A 17,725-nucleotide genomic window follows, 5' to 3' on the forward strand; every position below is an offset into this window, starting at 1 on the left:
CATGCAAACGCTAAAGGTGGCCATCGCCGGCTTCGGCGGCGTCGGTCGCGCCACGGCCGAGCTGCTGCTGCAGCGCCGCGACCGCTATCGCCAGGTCTACGGCGTGGACGTGCGCCTGGTCGCGGTGTGTGGCTCGCGCGCCGGCCTGGCCGACGCCAACGGCCTGCAAGCCGGGCAGCTGGCCGCGCTGCAGCCCGGTCTGACGGGGCCCGCGTTCATCGCGGCGAGCGGCGCGTCGGTGCTCATCGAAGCCGGCCCCAGTGATTTCCGCAGCGGCGGGCCGGGCCTTGCCTACCTGCGCGAGGCGCTGGCGGCCGGACAGGACTGCATCGTCATAAGCAAAGGCGCACTGGTGCACAGCGGCCCGCAGCTGCGCGAACTCGCGCGCGCCTCGGGGGCCATGCTGAAACTCAGCGGCGCCGCGGCGGCGGCCCTGCCCACGCTGGATCTGCTCCAGCACAGCCTGGCCGGCTGCCAGGTGCTCGCCGTCGAGGGCATCCTCAACGCCACCACCAACTACCTGCTCGATGCCATGCGCACCCAGGGGCTCGGCTTCGACGCGGCGCTGCGTGAGGCGCAGGCCGGCGGCTTCGCCGAAGCGGACACGCGCAACGACACCGAAGGCTGGGATACCGCCTGCAAACTCCTGCTGCTGGCCAACTTCGGCCTGGGCGCCGATCTGACCATGGAGGATGTCGACGTCGAGGGCATCCACGCGGTGACGGCGCAGCGTATCGACAGCTGGGCGAAGCAGGGGCTGGTGCCCAGGCTGGTCGGCCGTCTCGAGCGGGTGAACGGCACGCTGCGCGCCAGCGTCGGCATCAAGACCTACCCGCTGTCCGACCCTTTCGCTCAGGTCAATGGCAAGAACAAGGCGATCCGCCTCAGCAGCGATGCCATGGGCGAAACCATCGCCATCGGCTGCGGCGTCGAACCGCTCGCCACCGCGGCGGCCGCGCTCAAGGACCTCGAACATATTCTCCAGGCCAGGGCCGCGCGCCCGGCCCTCTCTAAGGACCACCCAGCATGACCCAACGCACCCTGCAAGGCATCCGCCACGTCGGTTTCGAAGACCTTGGCAGCTTCGAGGCGCCGCTGCGCGCAGCCGGTTACCGGATCGAGTACATCGATGCCGCGGAACGCGACCTGAGCCAGCTCGACCCACTCACCGCGGACCTTCTGGTGGTGCTCGGCGGCCCCATCGGGGTCTACGACCACGACAGCTACCCCATCGTCAGCGATGAGCTGCAACTGCTGCGTGCACGCCTGGCAGCCGACCGGCCGACACTGGGCATCTGCCTTGGCGCGCAGCTGATGGCCGCTGCCCTGGGCGCACGCGTGTACCCCGGGCCGGCCAGGGAAATCGGCTGGTCGCCGCTCGATCTGGCGCCCGCGGCCGAGTACCAGCCGCTCGCCGCGCTGAACGACGTGGCCGTGCTGCATTGGCATGGCGACACCTTCGACCTGCCGCAAGGCTGCACCCGGCTCGCCTCGACGTCGCTGTGCCGCAACCAGGCCTTCGCCCGCGGGCCGAACGTGCTGGCCCTGCAGTTCCATCCGGAAGCCCGCGGCGATCGCTTCGAGCATTGGCTGCTGGGGCACGCCAGCGAACTGGCCAGTTCGGGGATCGACCCGATCACCCTGCGCCGCGATGCCAAACGCCACGCACAGGCGCTGGAGCGAGCCGCTGCCGTGCTGCTCGGCGACTGGCTGGCGCAGCTGCGCCACTGAAGATGCTGCAGCGCGGCGGCATAAGGAACGTTCTCGCCGCTGCGCTATCGAACCGTTCGCGCTTGTGAACAAGGCCTCCGCCAACCTAGAGTGGATAGCCTTCGATCCCTGGAGGCTCCCATGCTCAGCACCGCCCTCGCCCGTTTCCCCCGTCTGCCGCTGGTTCCCCAGCCCACACCGCTGCATCGTTTGCCGCGCCTTTCGCAGCAACTGGGCCGGGATATCTGGGTCAAGCGCGACGACCTCACGCCGTTGGCGCTGGGCGGCAACAAAGCGCGCAAACTGGAATTTCTCGCCGCCGACGCGCAGGCCAAGGGCGCCGATGTGCTGGTCACGGCCGGCGCCATTCAGTCCAACCATGTGCGCCAGACCGCTGCCGTGGCCGCGCAGTTGGGCCTGGGCTGCCTGGCCCTGCTGGAAAACCCCATCGACAGCCAGAGCGGCAACTACCTCGGCAACGGCAACCGCCTGCTGCTCGACCTGTTCGGCGCCGAGGTGGAGCACGTGGCCAGCCTGGAAAATGCCGATCAGTTGCTGCAAGCCGCCTGCGAGCGACTCAGCGCGGCCGGGCGGCGCCCCTATCTGGTGCCCATCGGCGGTTCCAATGCCCTCGGTGCGCTTGGGTATGTGCGCGGCGGGCTGGAGCTGGCCGAGCAGATCGCAGACAGCGGCGAGCACTTCGCTGCAGTGGTGCTGGCCTCCGGCAGTGCCGGTACCCATGCCGGCCTGGCCCTGGCGCTGCAGAGCGCACAGCCCGACCTGCGGGTGGTCGGCGTGACCGTCTCGCGCAGCGAGGCGGCGCAACGGCCCAAGGTGGAGAACCTGCTGCAGGGCACGGCTGAACTGCTCGGCGTGGCCGTGCCGCAAGGCCTGCAGGTGGAGCTGTGGGACGACTACTTCGCCCCGCGCTATGGCGAGGCGAGTGCCGCCGGCCTGGCTGCAATCGAGCGGCTTGCGGGGCTGGAAGCGCTGTTGCTTGACCCGGTCTACACTGCCAAGGCCTTTGCCGGCCTGCTCGACGGTCTGGCGCGAGGCGCCTTCCCTGGCGACGGTCCATTGCTGTTCCTGCACACCGGCGGCTCGCCTACTCTCTTCGCTTACAAGGATTTGAATATAAATAAATAATTTTTAATTATTTATCGGAATAAAAAATTCTCTCTAGAGTGGCACCACCCAATTCCTTGCACGAGGTCACCATGAATTTCTCCTTCCTTCGCCGTCGCGTCCTGCTCGGTAGTCTGACTCTCGTTCTGAGCAGCGCCTTCAGCCTGCCGAGCCTTGCCGCCGACCTGCTCGATGACATCAAGGCCCGCGGCGCGATCAAGATCGGTCTGGAGGGCACCTACCCGCCCTTCAACTATCAGGACGCCAGCGGCAAGCTGACCGGTTTCGAAGTGGAGCTGGCCGAAGCACTGGCCAAGGAGCTGGGGGTCAAGGCCGAGTTCCAGCCCACCAAATGGGATGGCATCCTCGCCGCACTGGAATCCAAACGGCTGGACGTGGTGATCAACCAGGTGACCATCTCCGACGAACGCCGGAAGAAATACGACTTCTCCACGCCCTACACCGTCTCGGGTATCCAGGCGCTGACCCGCAAGGCCGACGGCGACAGCATCAAGAGCGCGCAGGACCTGGCCGGCAAGAAGGTCGGCGTGGGCCTCGGCACCAACTACGAGCAGTGGCTGAAGGACAACGTCCCGCAGGCCGACATCCGCACCTACGATGACGACCCGACCAAGTTTCAGGACCTGAACGTCGGACGCATCGACGTGATCCTGGTCGATCGCCTGGCCGCCTTCGAGATGGTCGATAAAACCGGTGGCCGCCTGGCCGTGGCCGGCGACGCCTTCTCCCGCCAGGAGGCCGGCATCGCCCTGCGCAAGGGCAACCCGCAACTGCTCGCCGCCATCGACGAAGCCCTCGCCAAGCTGCGCGCCGACGGCACCCTCAAGCAACTCTCCGAAAAATGGTTCCAGGCTGACGTCACCCAATGATCGAGTCCGCCCTGCAGCTGGCTCTGGAATCCGCGCCCTTTCTCCTCAAGGGCGCGCTCTACACCGTGGTGCTGAGCCTGGGCGGCATGTTCTTCGGCCTGCTGCTCGGCTTCGTCCTGGCGCTGCTTCGCCTCTACGCCATCGCCCCACTGCGCTGGTTCTCGCGCTTCTACGTGTCGTTCTTTCGCGGCACGCCGCTGCTGGTGCAGCTGTTTCTGATCTACTACGGCCTGCCGCAGCTGGGTATCCAGCTTGACCCGCTGCCGGCCGCGCTGATCGGCTTTTCCCTGAACATGGCTGCCTACACCTCGGAAATCCTCCGCGCCGCCATCGCCAGCATCGACCGCGGCCAATGGGAAGCCGCCGCCAGCATCGGCATGAGCAAGGCGCAGACCCTGTACCGCGCCATCCTTCCGCAGGCGGCGCGCACCGCGCTGCCGCCCTTGGGCAACAGCTTCATCTCGCTGGTCAAGGACACCGCCCTGGCCGCCACCATCCAGGTGCCGGAACTGTTCCGCCAGGCGCAGCTGATCACCGCGCGCACCTTCGAGATCTTCACCATGTACCTGGCCGCCGCGCTGATCTACTGGGCGCTGGCCAGCGTCCTGGCACACTTCCAGGCGCGCCTGGAGGCCAGGGTCAACCGGCACGAGCAGGACAACTGATGATTTCCGTGCGCAATCTCCGCAAGGCCTTCAACGGCACCGAGGTGCTCAAGGGCATCGACCTGGACGTCGCCGCCGGCGAAGTCGTGGCCATCATCGGCCCCAGCGGCTCGGGCAAGACCACCCTGCTGCGCTGCCTCAACCTGCTGGAGCAGCCCAGCGCCGGGCAGATCACCGTCGGCGATATCCATATCGATGCCGACCACTCGCTCAAGAGCCAGCAGAAACTGATCCGCCAGCTGCGCCAGCAGGCCGGGTTCGTGTTCCAGAACTTCAACCTGTTCCCGCACCGTACGGTGCTGGAAAACGTCATCGAAGGCCCGGTGCACGTGAAGAAGGAGCCGCGTGAACAGGCGGTGGCCCACGCCCAGGCGCTGCTGGCCAAGGTCGGCCTGAGCGGCAAGGAAGACGCCTACCCCAAGCGCCTTTCCGGCGGCCAGCAGCAGCGCGTGGCCATCGCCCGGGCCCTGGCCATGCGCCCGCAGGTGATCCTGTTCGACGAACCCACCTCGGCGCTCGACCCCGAGCTGGTAGGCGAAGTGCTGTCGACCATCCGCGCCCTGGCCGAAGAAAAGCGCACCATGATCATCGTCACCCACGAAATGGCCTTCGCCCGCGACGTGGCCGATCGGGCGATCTTCATCGACCAGGGGCAGATCGTCGAACAGGGCCCGGCCAGAACCCTGTTCGCCACCCCACAGCAGGAGCGTACGCGGCAGTTTCTCAGCAAGTTTCTGCTGGAGCGCTCGGCCTGAGCGTGCTCTGTCGCCAACACCCGCTGCGTCCGGCGGTTCACCGGGCCGCTACCGCAGCTTCAGTCACGCCGTAGCTGGTCCGTGAGGAAATCAATCAACACGCGTACCTTGGCCGGCACGAGCCGTGTCTCGGTAATCGCGTAAACCGGCAGGTCCTCTGCCTTCCAGTCGGGCAGTACGCGATGCAGGCGCCCCTGGGCCAGGTCCTCGCCGATCATTTCGTCCACCAGCATGGCGACCCCCTGGCCAAGCAGGGCCAGGCGCCGCAGCATGCCGATGTTGTTCAGCAAAAAGCGCCCCTGTACCGCCAGGCTGATTTTCTGCTGGGTATCGTGCAGCACCCAGGGTGCATCGAGCATGCGCAGACACTGATGCTGCAGCAGTGCCGCCGGGCTAGCCGGCATACCGTAGCGAGCCAAATAGGCAGGGCTGGCGAAGAGGCTGCGTCGCAGAGTGCCTAGGGGCCGGGCAATCAACTGCGAATCGGGCAGAGTGCCGATTCGTATCACCAGATCAACCGGCTCGCGAATCAGATCCAGACGCTTTGGGGTGAGGTCCAGGTCGAACTGAATCTGCGGGTAGCGTTCGGCGAATTCGGCCAATAGCGGTGCCAGGTAGACCACTCCGAAGTCGGTGGGCATGGACAGGCGGATCAGACCGCTCGGGTTGTCTACGAGCTCGGAGATTTCTTCATGGGCCAGGCGAGCCTCGTCGACGATGCGCCGACAGCGCTCGAAATACAGCCGCCCGCCTTCGGTGAGTTCGATACGCCGTGTAGTGCGGTTGAGCAGGCGCAGGCCGATACGTCTTTCCAGTTCGGCGATACGCCGCGAAACCGTAGAGTTGGGTATGCCGAGCGCCTCGGCGGCGCCGCGAAAGCTGTTGGCCTTGATCACTTCCACGAACAGGGCCATGTCGTTGAGCAGCTTCATACGGAACTCCATTGCTCCACTTATGGAGCAATCATTCCTGATTTCGTGACTTTATCCTATACATGCCGAGCCGGATGATCCGTTCACGCCTGATGTCCCTCTGCGTGAACCTGGAGACTTTCGTATGACCGCTCAATTGCTCAGCCCGGCTCGCCTGCATGATCTCGATCTGCGCAACCATATGGTGATGGCGCCGATGACGCGCTCACGAGCCGATACCGCCGGGGTGCCGCGGGCGTCCACGGCCACTTACTACGCCCAGCGCGCCAGTGCCGGGTTGATCATCAGTGAGGCGATCAATATCTCGGCAGATGCCGTCGGCAGTCCGCTGACCCCGGGCCTGTACAGCGACAAGCAAATTGCCGCCTGGCAACAGGTAACGGCGGCGGTGCATGCGGCAGGTGGCAAGATATTCGCGCAGCTCTGGCATACCGGCCGGGTCGGCCACTCCAGCGTGCGTGGCGGTGTCTTGCCGGTGGCGCCGTCGGCGGTCGCGATTCAGGGACAGCAGCACTTCACCCTGGACGGAATGCAGGATTACGAGGTACCGCGGGAACTGACCCTGAGCGAAATTCGGGCAACTATCGCCGACTATCGGCACGCGGCTGAAAACGCCAAAGGTGCGGGTTTTGACGGCGTTGAGCTGCATGCCGCTTTTGGCTATCTGCCGAACCAGTTCCTGGTGGATTCGGCCAACCTGCGTACAGACGAGTACGGCGGTAGCATCGCCAAGCGCAGCCGTTTTGTGCTCGAAGTGATGCAGGCGCTGATAGAGGTATGGGGCCCCACTCGGGTGGGCATCAAGCTGTCGCCCGTGATCCCGTTCAACAGCATGATCGACAGCGACCCCTTGGCGCTCTACAGCTACCTGCTCGCTGAGCTGAACAAGCTGCAGCCTGGTTATGTGCACCTGATGCGCGCACTTTATCCCCTGGACAACTTTCCCCACTGGCCCCGCGACGTACTGGCGACGTTCGGCCCGCAAACAGACAGCCCGCTGATTGCCAACGGTGGCTATGACGCGCAGAGCGCCGAGGCGGCCCTCAAAGCCGGCGAGGCCGCGTTGGTGTCGTTCGGCACCCCATTCGTGGCCAATCCCGACCTGCCGGAGCGTTTTGCCCGAGGCGCTGAACTGGCCCAAGCCGACCGAGCCACTTTGTATGGCGGCGAAGACGCGGGCTTCATCGATTATCCGAGTCTGTGAGGCTGCCCATCGTGAATCGCTCATCGCTTGGTAAAGCCATGCTTGGTTTCGCTATCGTCGCCACCGTGGCGATAGTGGCCATCGCCGACGTATTCAACGCAAGCCACTTGTTCAATCCGGATTGGCCAGGCCATGCGCGATTCCATATCGGTATGCAGTTCACCACCCTGGTGCTGGTCAGCCTGTTTTCCCTGGCCGCGTTGAGGCGTGGCCAGGTGTGGGCCTCGGCATTGGCGCCAGCAAGCTTCTGGCCTGGCCTATTCGTGGCCTACCTCATCCCCGGCACCGATGTATATGCCAGCGAATCTCTGCGCGAGCTGGGGATTCCGATCAATCTGCTGCTGGCAGCAGTGCTGCTTGGCATTACAGGGCTGGGTGCGCTGCTGTATCAGTCCAGCGAGAGGCCAGCCTGAAGAAAAAAGGGAGCGGGTCTAATTCGTAGCCTCGCCAGGCCACGCCTGGCCGGCGCCCCTTCCCCGCTTGCCCTCTGCCCTTACCCACGAACCGGCCGGCCATTTTCGGCAGTGGCCGTGGCAAGGAGCTTGCGGCGAATTGCGCCGGCGTAGGTGGGGCCGCTTCGCGTAGCCATTCGCGGGCCGACGGTGCGCGCGGCGCACCCTATTCTGCGTTGCGGCGTCTCGGGGATCAGGCGCGGCGGCACGCTGAAGTCATTCTCGGCGCCAGAGCTGAAGTTGCGGGTGCCAAGTGATACCATTGCGCGCTTCGACGCCGCCCTGGATACCAGGCCCCGGCGCCACGACGCCCGACACACCCACCCATGCCTCACCAGCCTTGATCGGCTCGTCTGCCAGCAGGGTCGTAGCGTTCACTCTTATACGCAGGTTCGTCTCCCTCGGTTCGGGCCGGGCTGAAAGGCTCGAAAGCGGTATCCCCCTTTAAACAGCGCACCTCAAGTTACTGATAGGTAAGTCCTTTGATTTCCACCGCTAACATCACCATGCAGTTCGGCGCCAAGCCGCTGTTCGAGAACGTTTCCGTCAAGTTCAACAACGGCAACCGCTACGGTCTGATCGGCGCCAACGGCTGCGGCAAGTCGACCTTCATGAAGATTCTCGGCGGCGATCTGGAGCCATCGGGCGGCCAAGTGATGCTCGAACCCAACGTGCGCCTGGGCAAGCTGCGCCAGGATCAGTTCGCCTACGAACAATTCAACGTGATCGACACCGTGATCATGGGCCACGAGGAGCTGTGGAAGGTCAAGGCCGAGCGCGACCGCATCTATTCGCTGCCGGAGATGAGCGAAGAGGACGGCATGAAGGTGGGCGAACTCGAAGGCGAGTTCGCCGAGATGGACGGCTATACCGCCGAATCCCGTGCCGGCGAGCTGCTCCTGGGTCTGGGCATTCCGCTGGAGCAGCACTTCGGCCCGATGAGCGAAGTCGCCCCCGGCTGGAAGCTGCGCGTGCTGCTGGCCCAGGCGCTGTTCGCCGACCCGGACGTGCTGTTGCTCGACGAGCCGACCAACCACCTGGACATCAACACCATCCGCTGGCTGGAAAACATCCTCACGGCGCGTAACAGCACCATGATCATCATTTCCCACGACCGACACTTCCTCAATGCGGTCTGCACCCATATGGCGGACCTGGACTACGGCGAGCTGCGCCTGTTCCCCGGCAACTACGACGAGTACATGACGGCCTCGACCCAGGCCCGCGAACAGCTGCTGGCGGACAATGCCAAGAAGAAGGCGCAGATCGCCGAGCTGCAGACCTTCGTCAGCCGCTTCTCGGCCAACGCCTCCAAGGCCAAGCAGGCCACCAGCCGCGCCAAGCAGATCGACAAGATCCAACTGGCCGAGGTCAAGCCGTCCAGCCGCGTCAGCCCGTTCATCCGCTTCGACCAGACCAAGAAGCTGCACCGCCAGGCGGTGACCGTCGAGAAGCTGTCCAAGGCCTTCGACGACAAGGTGCTGTTCAAGAACTTCAGCTTCACCATCGAGGCCGGCGAGCGCGTGGCCATCATCGGCCCCAACGGCATCGGCAAGACCACCCTGCTGCGCACCCTGGTCGGCGAAATGCAGCCGGACGCCGGCAGCGTGAAGTGGACCGACAGCGCCGAGGTGGGCTACTACGCCCAGGATCACGCGCACGACTTCGAAGCCGACGAAACCCTGTTCGAGTGGATGGGCCAGTGGACCACCGGCGAGCAGAACATCCGCGCCGCGCTGGGCCGCATGCTGTTCTCCTCCGACGAGATCCAGAAGTCGGTGAAGGTGCTCTCCGGTGGCGAACAGGGCCGCATGCTGTTCGGCAAGCTGGCCTGCCAGAAGCCCAACGTGCTGGTGATGGACGAACCGACCAACCACCTGGACATGGAATCGATCGAGGCGCTCAACCTGGCGCTGGAGAACTACCCGGGCACGCTGATCTTCGTCAGCCACGACCGCGAGTTCGTCAGCTCCCTGGCCACGCGCATCATCGAGCTGTCGGACAACGGCGTGACCGACTTCTCCGGCACCTACGACGATTACCTGCGCAGCCAGGGCATCATCGTCTGACGCCGCCCCTGCAAACGACAAAGCCCGCTTTCGCGGGCTTTGTCGTTTATGGCGGGTCGATCAGGCAGTGGTGAACAGCTCGTCGATACGCTGCGCCGCGGCGCTCATCGCCGTCGCCCGCGCATCGCCACCGAGTGCCAGGCCTTCGGCGCGGACGATCTGGATGTCGTCGATGCCAACGAAGTTGAGCATGCGCACCAGATAGTCCACATGCGCCTGCCCGGAGGGCTGACCGGCGTGAATGCCGCCGGCGCTGGAGGCGATCACCACGGTCTTGCCACCTGCCAGACCGACCACGCCGTTCTCGGTGTACTTGAAGGTCTTGCCGGCGACCGCGATGCGGTCGATCCAGGCTTTCAGCTGGCTGGGAATGGCGAAGTTGTACATCGGTGCGCCGATGACGATGGCGTCGGCGGCGAGGAATTCTTCCAGGGTGCGTTCGGCCAGTTCGGCCTCGTGCTTCTGCGCGGCATCGCGCAGCTCGGCCGGGGTGCCGGCCGCTACCAGGCTGGCTGCGGAAAAGTGGCTCAGCGCATCGCTGGCCAGGTCGCGGTAGGTCACCTGAACGCCAGGCTCGACTGCGCTCCAGGCCTCGACCACGGAGCGGCTGAGCTGGCGGGAAGCGGAAGCATCACCGAGGATGCTGGAATCGAGGTGCAACAGTTTCATAAGGCTCTCCATAAGGCGTAAAACGCAGCGAAACAGTTGCGGCGATGCTATCCATGCAAGCAATGGTCGATAAGGCAGCAATAATGCGATAGTTCGTCCCATATATGGGACGATGGCCATGCATGACCTCAATGACTTGTTCTACTTCGCCAAGGTGGTGGAAGCCGGCGGCTTTGCCGCTGCCGGTCGAGCCCTGGGCATTCCCAAATCGCGCCTGTCACGACGTGTCGCCGAACTGGAGCAGCGTCTGGGTGCGCGCCTGCTGCAGCGCAGCACGCGGCAACTGGCGCTGACCGATATCGGCGAACGCTACCTGCGCCATTGCCAGGCCATGCTGCTGGAGGCCGAACAGGCCGAGGAAACCGTGGCCAACCTGACCAGCGAGCCGCGCGGTCGGGTACGTTTCTCCACCCCACCGGGCGTGGCCTTGCTGCCCGATCTGATTAATGATTTTCTGACACGCTACCCCAGGGTGCAGCTGGAAGTCGTGCAGACCAGCCGCCGCATCGACCTGCTCAACGAGGCCGTGGACGTCGCCCTGCGCGTGCGCAACGCCGATGACGAAGAACCGGGCCTGATCACTCGCCGCCTGCTACCGGCGCGCGCTCTGGTGGTGGCGCGCCCGGATCTGATAGCCGGGCTGCGCCTGGAGCAGCCCGAAGATCTGCAGCAGTTGCCAGCGCTGGGCGCCATCGGAGCCGACCGGCGCATTCATCTGCGCTTCCATCACAACAGGACGCAGGAGGCTCGTGAAATCGCCCTGGAGGCGCGCCTGGCCGTCGACGACTTTCCCATGCGCAAGTCGGCGGCTTTGGCCGGGGTGGGCATTACCCTGCTGCCCACCACCTACTGCCATGAGGAATTGGCCGATGGCAGCCTGGTGTCATTGCTGCCGCACTGGACGGTGCCCGAGGGCTATGTCCAGTTGGCCTATACCCACAGGCGCGGCATGTCGCCAGCTGTCCGCGCCTGGATCGAGCTGCTTAGCGACGCATTCAGTCGCTGGAGCTTCCCGCTGTGAATCAGATGCGGAACTGACGCACCAGCGCCCCGAGACGCTCACCGAGGCCGGCCAGGCTGCGTGCAGTCTGGGCGCCGCGCTGGGTTTCATCGGCGACGCTGTCCACCGCGACGGCGATCTGGTGCACGCTGCGGTTGATCTCTTCGGCCACTGCCGTCTGCTCCTCGGCGGCGCTGGCGATCTGCGCGTTCATCGCGTTGATGGTGGCGATCAGGTGGGCGATGGCATCCAGCGAGGCGCCAGCCTTGTTGGCCTGCTCGCTGGTGACCTCACCGGCATCGCTGGAGCGGCGCATGGAGGTCACCGCCTCCTGGGTGCCCTGCTGCAGGCGGTCGATCATGCCCTGGATTTCCTGGGTGCTCTGCTGGGTGCGGCTGGCCAGGGCACGCACCTCGTCGGCGACCACGGCGAAGCCACGCCCCGCCTCGCCGGCTCGCGCGGCCTCGATGGCCGCATTGAGCGCCAGCAGGTTGGTCTGCTCGGCAATGGAGCGGATCACGTCCAGCACGCTGACGATGGACTGTACGTCCTGCTGCAGGCTGTCGAGCGACACGCCGCTGCTGCGAATGTCCTCGACCAGTGCGTGGATACGCTGGATGCTGCCATCCACCACGCCCTTGGCAGCCTGGCCTTCGTGATCGGTCTGCTGCGCCGCCTCGGCGGCGTTCTGCGCGCTCTTGGCCACCTCGTGGGCGGCTGCCGACATTTCGTTGATCGCCGTGGCCACCTGGTCAGTCTCGTGGCGCTGCTGCGCCATGGCCTGCTCGGAACGCTGCGCCTGCTCGGAGACCTGGCCGACCAGTTCGGTGAGCTGGCCGGTCATCTCGACGATCTGCCGCACCAGGCCGTGCACCTTCTCGACGAAGCGGTTGAAGGAGCCGGCCAGTTGCCCCAGCTCGTCGTCGCTGGTGATCGGCAAGCGTCGGGTCAGATCGCCCTCGCCCGCAGCGATGTCGTCGAGGTTGGCCTTGATCTGCTGCAGCGGACGCAGGAAGGCGTTGCCCAGCCAGACACCGACCACACCGAAGACCAGCAGCAGAATCGCCGCCACCACCACGATGCTGGTGATGATGGTGCCGATACGCCGCTCGATCTCCACCTCGACTTCGGCGATCTGCGCCTCGATGCCATCGAGATTGAGCGCCGTGCCCAGGGCCATGTCCCACTTCGGCAGGTAGTAGCTGTAAGCCAGCTTCGGCACCAGCACCGACTCGTTGCCCGGCAGCGGCGAGGAATAGTTGACGAAGTAGGTGTTGTTCTTCGCCACGTTGACCAGCTCGCGGTTGATGTACACACCATTGGGGTCGCGGCGGTCGGCCAGGCTCTTGCCCACGTCCACCGGACTGTCGCCGCGGAACAGGCGCACCACGTTGGAGTCGTGGCCGAAGAAGTAGCCATCGGCGCCGTACTTGATCTTCGAGAGAATGGCGATGGCCTGCTCGCGACTGGCCATGTCGCCCTGGCTGGCGCCGTCGTACAGCCCCCGCACGGCGCCAAGGGCGATCTGGATGTAGTGCTCGAGTTCGCTGCGTTTTTCCTGCAGCAGGCGCTCACGGGTCTCGGCCACCTCGTCCGCGGCCAGACGCTGCAGGATGCTGGCCGCCGTGCCGCTGAGCACCAGGGCGAAGAGGATTACCGGTACCAGGGCCAGCAGTATCACCTTGGCTTTCAATGTCAGACGCATCGTGTTTTTCCTCATGGGCCAGGCAGTAACAAAACGGGGCTACCGATCTATCGGCAGCCCCGTGGAAGAGTTAAGCGACCCAAGACGCCGAGAACTTAATCCGGCGTACAGTTGCGCCTCACAGCAGCATGGCGGCGGCCCAACCGAACGCCAGCAGCGGCAGGTTGTAATGCAGGAAGGTGGGCACCACGCTGTCCCAGATATGGTTGTGCTGGCCATCGACATTCAGGCCCGAGGTCGGCCCCAGCGTCGAGTCGGAGGCCGGCGAGCCGGCGTCGCCCAGCGCCCCCGCCGTGCCGACGATGCAGACGATGGCCAGCGGGCTGAAGCCCAGCTGCACGCCCAGCGGCACGAAGATCGCGGCGATGATGGGAATGGTGGAAAACGACGAGCCGATGCCCATGGTCACCAGCAGGCCCACCAGCAGCATCAGCAGCGCACCGACTGCCTTGTCGTGACCGATCAGCGCCGCTGCGCTGTCCACCAGGGTCTTGACCTCGCCGGTGGTCTTCATCACCTCGGCGAAGCCGGCCGCGGCGATCATGATGAAGCCGATCATGGCCATCATCTTCATGCCCTCGGTGAACAGGCCGTCCGCCTCTTTCCAGCGCACCACCCCGGAAACCGAGAAGATCACGAAGCCGGCCAGGGCGCCGATGATCATCGAGTCCAGCCACAGCTGCACGACGAATGCCGCGGCGATGGCCACGCCCGCCACCAGCAGGCTCAGCGGGTTGTACTGCACGTCGACCCGTTCGGCCTGGGCGATCTTCTGCAGGTCGTAGACGCGCTTGCCACGGTAGCTGAACAGCACCGCCACCAGCAGGCCGACCAGCATGCCCAGCGCCGGAATGGCCATGGCCTGAGTGATGCTGATGCCCGTGACGTCGACGCCGGACTTGGCCACGTTGGCCAGGAGAATCTCGTTGAGGAAGATGCCGCCGAAGCCCACCGGCAGGAACATGTAGGGCGTGATCAGGCCGAAGGTCAGCACGCAGGCGATCAGGCGCCGATCGAGCTGCAACTTGCTCAGCACGTAAAGCAGCGGCGGCACCAGCAGCGGAATGAAGGCGATATGGATCGGTAGCAGGTTCTGCGAGGCGATCGCCACCGCCAGCAGCAGCGCGATCAGCAGCCACTTGAGCAGGCCACCGCCCTCGCCTTGCTGTCTGCCCACCAGTGCCAGCGCCTTGTCCGCCAGGGCATGGGCCAGGCCGGACTTGGCGATGGCCACGGCGAAGGCGCCGAGCAAGGCGTAGGACAGCGCGACCGTGGCGCCACCGCCAAGCCCCTGGTTGAAGGCCTTCAAGGTGCCCTCCACGCCCAGGCCGCCCAGCAGCCCGCCAGCCAGTGCACCGACGATCAGCGCGACCACCACGTGCACCCGGCACAGGCTGAGGACCAACATGATGCCGACGGCGGCTATCACTGCGTTCATGACTCGCTCCACTTACCACGGGCACCGGTGTAGCCGGTGCAAAAAGCCGCGTACTCTGCCGCACGCGGACTATCCTGTCAAAAGTGCGACGTTCAGAATTTAAAGCAAAACGTGCATAATCCCGCCCACACTGCACCAAAATAAAGAAACGCCTGCGCGCACCGATAACCCGCTGTAGTCCATCGAGGAAAAGGAACGCACCATGCTGTTCAGCCGTCTTTCGATCCAATGGAAGATCACCCTGCTCGCCGGCCTCTGCCTGCTCGCCATCGTCACCCTGCTGGTGGGAGCATCGCAGTATCAGTCCAGCCGCAGCGCCGCCCTGGTAGACAAGGCCAGTTCCAGCATGCTGGAGGAAAGCGCCAAGCTGCGTCTGCAGGCGCGTGGCGAGCTGCAGGCCATGCGCATCCAGCGCTACTTCATGGACGCCTATCAATATGGCAAGGGCTTTTCCCGGCAGATCCTGTTCCTGCGCGAACAGGCCGAGAAACGCTTTCTCGATGCCTTCGACCTGCGCGAAGACCTGACACGCCAGGTACGAACCAGCCTGGAGGCCAACCCCGCCCTGCTCGGCCTTTACCTGGTATTCGAACCCAACGCGCTGGACGGCAAGGACGAACTGTTCGCCGACCAGGCCGAGCTGGGCAGCAACGACGCCGGACGTTTCTCGTTGTACTGGGCGCAGCCCACCCCGGGCCAGCTCGAGTCCGAATCGATGACCGAACAGCTGCTCGGCGACACCACGCCCGGGGCCAACGGCGTCGCCTACAACGCCTGGTATACCTGCCCGCGCGAAACCCGCAAGACCTGCGTGCTGGAACCCTACTACGACGAGGTCGGCGGCCAGCAGACGCTGATGACCAGCATCGCCTTCCCCCTGGAACTGGACGGCAAGGTGATCGGCGTGATGGGCGTGGACATCAGCCTGGCCAGCCTGCAGCAGATCAGCCTGGAGGCCAATCGCGACCTGTACGACGGCCAGGGCCATATCAGCATCTTCAGCCCCGGCGCCCTGCTCGCCGGCCACAGCCGCGATCAGAGCCTGCTCAGCCTGCCGGTCGCCCGAGCCTATGCCGAGCATGCCAGCGAACTGGCCGCGCTGATCAAGGCCGGCGGCCAGGCGGAGCTGCATCACGGCGACATGCTGCGCGTCGTCAGCCCGTTCAGGCCGATCCCCGAAGCCCAGCCCTGGAGCGTGCTGCTCGAGGTGCCGGAGAAGGTGCTGCTGGCCCGCGCCATCGAGCTCGGTCATCAGCTCGATGCCAACCGTGCCAGCGACAGCCTGACCGCCCTGCTGATGGGCCTGCTGGCGGTGGTGGCCGGTCTGCTGCTGATGTGGCTGACGGCGCGCGGCGTGACCCGACCGATTCTCGGTGTGGCCGCCATGCTCAAGGACATCGCCAGTGGCGAAGGCGACCTGACCCGTCGTCTGCCATACGCCAGGCAGGACGAGTTGGGCGAGCTGGCCGGCTGGTTCAACCGCTTTCTCGACAAGCTGCAGCCGATCATCGCCGACGTGAAGAGCAGCGTGCTCGATGCGCGCAGCACCGCCGACCAGTCGGCCGCCATCGCCAGCCAGACCAGCGCCGGCATGCAGCAGCAATATCGTGAGGTCGATCAGGTGGCCACCGCCTTCCAGGAAATGAGCGCCACCGCCCAAGACGTGGCGCACAACGCCGCACAGGCAGCGGAGGCCGCACGCAACGCCGACCAGGCCAGCCGCGAAGGCCTGCAGGTGATCGACAGGACCACCAGCAGCATCGAGCTGCTGGCCAACGAAATGAACGTGGCCATGCAGGAAGTCGAGGGCCTGGCCAGCAGCAGCGAGCAGATCGGCTCGGTGCTCGAGGTGATTCGCTCGATCGCCGAGCAGACCAACCTGCTCGCCCTCAACGCAGCCATCGAAGCGGCCCGTGCCGGCGAGGCCGGTCGCGGCTTCGCGGTGGTCGCCGATGAGGTGCGCAATCTGGCCAAACGCACCCAGGATTCGGTCGAAGAAATCCGCCAGGTGATCGAAGGCCTGCAGAACGGCACCCGTGAGGTGGTCAGCACCATGCACAGCAGCCATCGCCAGGCCCAGGGCAGCGTCGAGCAAGTCAGCCAGGCCGTGGCGGCGCTGCAGCGCATCGGTCAGGCCGTCAGCCTGATCACCGACATGAACCTGCAGATCGCCAGCGCCGCGGAGGAGCAGAGTTCGGTGGCCGAGGAGATCAACCGCAACGTCGCCTCGATCCGCGACGTCACCGAGGCCATTACCGCGCAGGCCGACGAGTCGGCGCAGGTCAGCCAGAACCTCAACCGCCTGGCCAATCACCAGCAGAGCCTGATGGATCAGTTCCGCGTCTGACACCCGTAGGGTGCGCCGTGCGCACCGAAATCCGGCCGGCGCAGAGGCGGACATGACGCCATGGCGGCGCTTCCCTTGCGGCGCAGGCAGGCTATCGCCTAGCCTGCGTTCTTTTTTCGGGGGAAGCAGCATGCTCAATATCGCCTTGGTCGCCGGCTCCAGCCGCAACAACAGCCAATCGGGGAAGGTCGCGCGGGTGCTGCGCCAGCGGTTGATCGAGCTGGGCTATACCAGCCAGGACACCAGCAGCATCATCGATCTGGGTCTGGCCCCGCTGCCGCTGTGGCCCGCCGAAGATGCCGGCCCCTGGGCCATGTATCAGCAGCAGCTGGCAGCCGCCGACGCCGTGGTGATCATCGCACCGGAGTGGAACGGCATGGCCTGCCCGGCCATCAAGAACTTCTTCATCTACGCCAGCAAGGCCGAGCTGGCGCACAAGCCGGGCCTGCTGGTGGGCGTTTCCTCCGGCATCGGTGGCGCCTATCCGATCAGCGAGCTGCGCGCCTCGAGCTACAAGAACTGCCGCCTGTGCTATCTGCCGGAGCACCTGATCGTGCGCCAGGTGGAGAAGGTACTGAACGGTCCGCAGCCGGTGGACGAGGCCGACGAGCGCATCCGCGCCCGTATCGACTATGCCCTCGACGTGCTGGTGCGTTACGCCCACGCCCTGCAGCCGGTACGCGCGGCCATCACCTTCGCCAATCCGGCCTTCGCTAACGGCATGTAAGAGACAGCGGTGCACGCCCCGTAAGGCACTGCGCCGC

Annotated in this window: 16 protein-coding genes; 12 read left to right on the plus strand and 4 right to left on the minus strand. The window is 65.3% G+C overall.

The features are described from left to right. Position 1 precedes the first annotated feature (1 nt). The 6 genes from L1F06_RS13820 to tcyN all read left to right on the plus strand — a co-directional run bounded on the left by L1F06_RS13820 (position 2) and on the right by tcyN (position 5,145). A complete protein-coding gene (locus tag L1F06_RS13820) occupies positions 2-1,030 on the plus strand; it encodes a homoserine dehydrogenase (protein ID WP_129482301.1) in 1,029 nt (342 codons plus the stop codon). Further along, the gene (locus L1F06_RS13825; RefSeq protein WP_129482300.1) at positions 1,027-1,731 is read left to right on the plus strand and encodes a glutamine amidotransferase; all 705 of its coding nucleotides are present in this window, start codon (positions 1,027-1,029) and stop codon (positions 1,729-1,731) included. The genes L1F06_RS13820 and L1F06_RS13825 overlap by 4 nt, the downstream gene beginning before the upstream one ends. A gap of 120 nt (positions 1,732-1,851) precedes the next feature. Beyond that, the gene (locus tag L1F06_RS13830; protein ID WP_129482299.1) at positions 1,852-2,856 is read left to right on the plus strand and encodes a D-cysteine desulfhydrase; all 1,005 of its coding nucleotides are present in this window, start codon (positions 1,852-1,854) and stop codon (positions 2,854-2,856) included. Between the two features lie 71 nt (positions 2,857-2,927). Continuing rightward, positions 2,928-3,725, plus strand: a complete 798-nt coding sequence (tcyJ, locus tag L1F06_RS13835) for a cystine ABC transporter substrate-binding protein (RefSeq protein ID WP_003239698.1) — start codon at positions 2,928-2,930, stop codon at positions 3,723-3,725. Further along, positions 3,722-4,390 (plus strand): cystine ABC transporter permease, encoded by a 669-nt coding sequence (gene tcyL, locus L1F06_RS13840; protein ID WP_003239696.1) that lies wholly within the window; start codon positions 3,722-3,724, stop codon positions 4,388-4,390. The genes tcyJ and tcyL overlap by 4 nt, the downstream gene beginning before the upstream one ends. Further along, positions 4,390-5,145 (plus strand): L-cystine ABC transporter ATP-binding protein TcyN, encoded by a 756-nt coding sequence (tcyN, locus tag L1F06_RS13845; RefSeq protein ID WP_003239694.1) that lies wholly within the window; start codon positions 4,390-4,392, stop codon positions 5,143-5,145. The genes tcyL and tcyN overlap by 1 nt, the downstream gene beginning before the upstream one ends. Positions 5,146-5,204: 59 nt before the next feature. On the opposite strand, the gene L1F06_RS13850 is transcribed toward tcyN, so the two are convergent. Continuing rightward, the gene (locus L1F06_RS13850; RefSeq protein WP_003239692.1) at positions 5,205-6,077 is read right to left on the minus strand and encodes a LysR family transcriptional regulator; all 873 of its coding nucleotides are present in this window, start codon (positions 6,075-6,077) and stop codon (positions 5,205-5,207) included. Between the two features lie 124 nt (positions 6,078-6,201). On the opposite strand from L1F06_RS13850, the gene L1F06_RS13855 reads away from it, so the two are divergent. The 3 genes from L1F06_RS13855 (at position 6,202) to L1F06_RS13865 (ending at position 9,802) form a co-directional block, all read left to right on the plus strand. Continuing rightward, a complete protein-coding gene (locus L1F06_RS13855; protein WP_129482298.1) occupies positions 6,202-7,281 on the plus strand; it encodes an alkene reductase in 1,080 nt (359 codons plus the stop codon). Positions 7,282-7,292: 11 nt separating this feature from the next. Next, positions 7,293-7,694 carry a hypothetical protein gene (locus tag L1F06_RS13860; protein WP_012018446.1) on the plus strand — a complete coding sequence of 134 codons (402 nt, stop codon included), beginning with the start codon at positions 7,293-7,295 and terminating at the stop codon, positions 7,692-7,694. A 521-nt stretch (positions 7,695-8,215) separates the two neighbouring features. Next, positions 8,216-9,802 (plus strand): ABC-F family ATPase, encoded by a 1,587-nt coding sequence (locus L1F06_RS13865; RefSeq protein ID WP_003239665.1) that lies wholly within the window; start codon positions 8,216-8,218, stop codon positions 9,800-9,802. A gap of 60 nt (positions 9,803-9,862) precedes the next feature. On the opposite strand, the gene L1F06_RS13870 is transcribed toward L1F06_RS13865, so the two are convergent. Next, positions 9,863-10,471 carry an FMN-dependent NADH-azoreductase gene (locus tag L1F06_RS13870; RefSeq protein WP_003239664.1) on the minus strand — a complete coding sequence of 203 codons (609 nt, stop codon included), beginning with the start codon at positions 10,469-10,471 and terminating at the stop codon, positions 9,863-9,865. 118 nt (positions 10,472-10,589) lie between these two features. Here L1F06_RS13870 and L1F06_RS13875 point away from each other — a divergent pair, with 118 nt between their 5' ends. Then, on the plus strand, positions 10,590-11,492 hold the full coding sequence (locus L1F06_RS13875; RefSeq protein WP_003239663.1) for a LysR substrate-binding domain-containing protein: 903 nt from the start codon (positions 10,590-10,592) through the stop codon (positions 11,490-11,492). 1 nt (position 11,493) lies between these two features. Here L1F06_RS13875 and ctpM read toward each other — a convergent pair whose 3' ends face one another. Then, positions 11,494-13,176 (minus strand): methyl-accepting chemotaxis protein CtpM, encoded by a 1,683-nt coding sequence (gene ctpM, locus L1F06_RS13880; protein WP_096826314.1) that lies wholly within the window; start codon positions 13,174-13,176, stop codon positions 11,494-11,496. Between the two features lie 118 nt (positions 13,177-13,294). Next, positions 13,295-14,614, minus strand: coding sequence for a Na+/H+ antiporter family protein (locus L1F06_RS13885; RefSeq protein WP_129482297.1), 1,320 nt, complete (start codon positions 14,612-14,614; stop codon positions 13,295-13,297). A gap of 202 nt (positions 14,615-14,816) precedes the next feature. Here L1F06_RS13885 and L1F06_RS13890 point away from each other — a divergent pair, with 202 nt between their 5' ends. Both L1F06_RS13890 and L1F06_RS13895 read left to right on the plus strand, forming a co-directional pair. After that, positions 14,817-16,961 (plus strand): methyl-accepting chemotaxis protein, encoded by a 2,145-nt coding sequence (locus L1F06_RS13890; RefSeq protein WP_003239660.1) that lies wholly within the window; start codon positions 14,817-14,819, stop codon positions 16,959-16,961. 130 nt (positions 16,962-17,091) lie between these two features. Beyond that, entirely contained in the window at positions 17,092-17,688 is a 597-nt protein-coding gene (locus L1F06_RS13895) for an NADPH-dependent FMN reductase (RefSeq protein WP_129482296.1), read from the plus strand. Positions 17,689-17,725 lie beyond the last annotated feature (37 nt).

Origin of the sequence: Pseudomonas hydrolytica (genome assembly GCF_021495345.1) — a bacterium.
Classification (GTDB): domain Bacteria; phylum Pseudomonadota; class Gammaproteobacteria; order Pseudomonadales; family Pseudomonadaceae; genus Aquipseudomonas; species Aquipseudomonas hydrolytica.

Excerpts from the sequence above, each read along its gene's own strand:
- L1F06_RS13830 (WP_129482299.1), top strand. The coding sequence starts at position 1,852 with ATGCTCAGCACCGCCCTCGCCCGTTTCCCCCGTCTGCCGCTGGTTCCC.
- L1F06_RS13885 (WP_129482297.1), bottom strand. The coding sequence starts at position 14,614 with ATGAACGCAGTGATAGCCGCCGTCGGCATCATGTTGGTCCTCAGCCTG.
- L1F06_RS13870 (WP_003239664.1), bottom strand. The coding sequence starts at position 10,471 with ATGAAACTGTTGCACCTCGATTCCAGCATCCTCGGTGATGCTTCCGCT.
- L1F06_RS13875 (WP_003239663.1), top strand. The coding sequence starts at position 10,590 with ATGCATGACCTCAATGACTTGTTCTACTTCGCCAAGGTGGTGGAAGCC.
- tcyL (WP_003239696.1), top strand. The coding sequence starts at position 3,722 with ATGATCGAGTCCGCCCTGCAGCTGGCTCTGGAATCCGCGCCCTTTCTC.
- tcyJ (WP_003239698.1), top strand. The coding sequence starts at position 2,928 with ATGAATTTCTCCTTCCTTCGCCGTCGCGTCCTGCTCGGTAGTCTGACT.
- ctpM (WP_096826314.1), bottom strand. The coding sequence starts at position 13,176 with ATGCGTCTGACATTGAAAGCCAAGGTGATACTGCTGGCCCTGGTACCG.
- L1F06_RS13825 (WP_129482300.1), top strand. The coding sequence starts at position 1,027 with ATGACCCAACGCACCCTGCAAGGCATCCGCCACGTCGGTTTCGAAGAC.
- L1F06_RS13895 (WP_129482296.1), top strand. The coding sequence starts at position 17,092 with ATGCTCAATATCGCCTTGGTCGCCGGCTCCAGCCGCAACAACAGCCAA.
- L1F06_RS13855 (WP_129482298.1), top strand. The coding sequence starts at position 6,202 with ATGACCGCTCAATTGCTCAGCCCGGCTCGCCTGCATGATCTCGATCTG.
- L1F06_RS13820 (WP_129482301.1), top strand. The coding sequence starts at position 2 with ATGCAAACGCTAAAGGTGGCCATCGCCGGCTTCGGCGGCGTCGGTCGC.
- L1F06_RS13850 (WP_003239692.1), bottom strand. The coding sequence starts at position 6,077 with ATGAAGCTGCTCAACGACATGGCCCTGTTCGTGGAAGTGATCAAGGCC.
- L1F06_RS13890 (WP_003239660.1), top strand. The coding sequence starts at position 14,817 with ATGCTGTTCAGCCGTCTTTCGATCCAATGGAAGATCACCCTGCTCGCC.
- tcyN (WP_003239694.1), top strand. The coding sequence starts at position 4,390 with ATGATTTCCGTGCGCAATCTCCGCAAGGCCTTCAACGGCACCGAGGTG.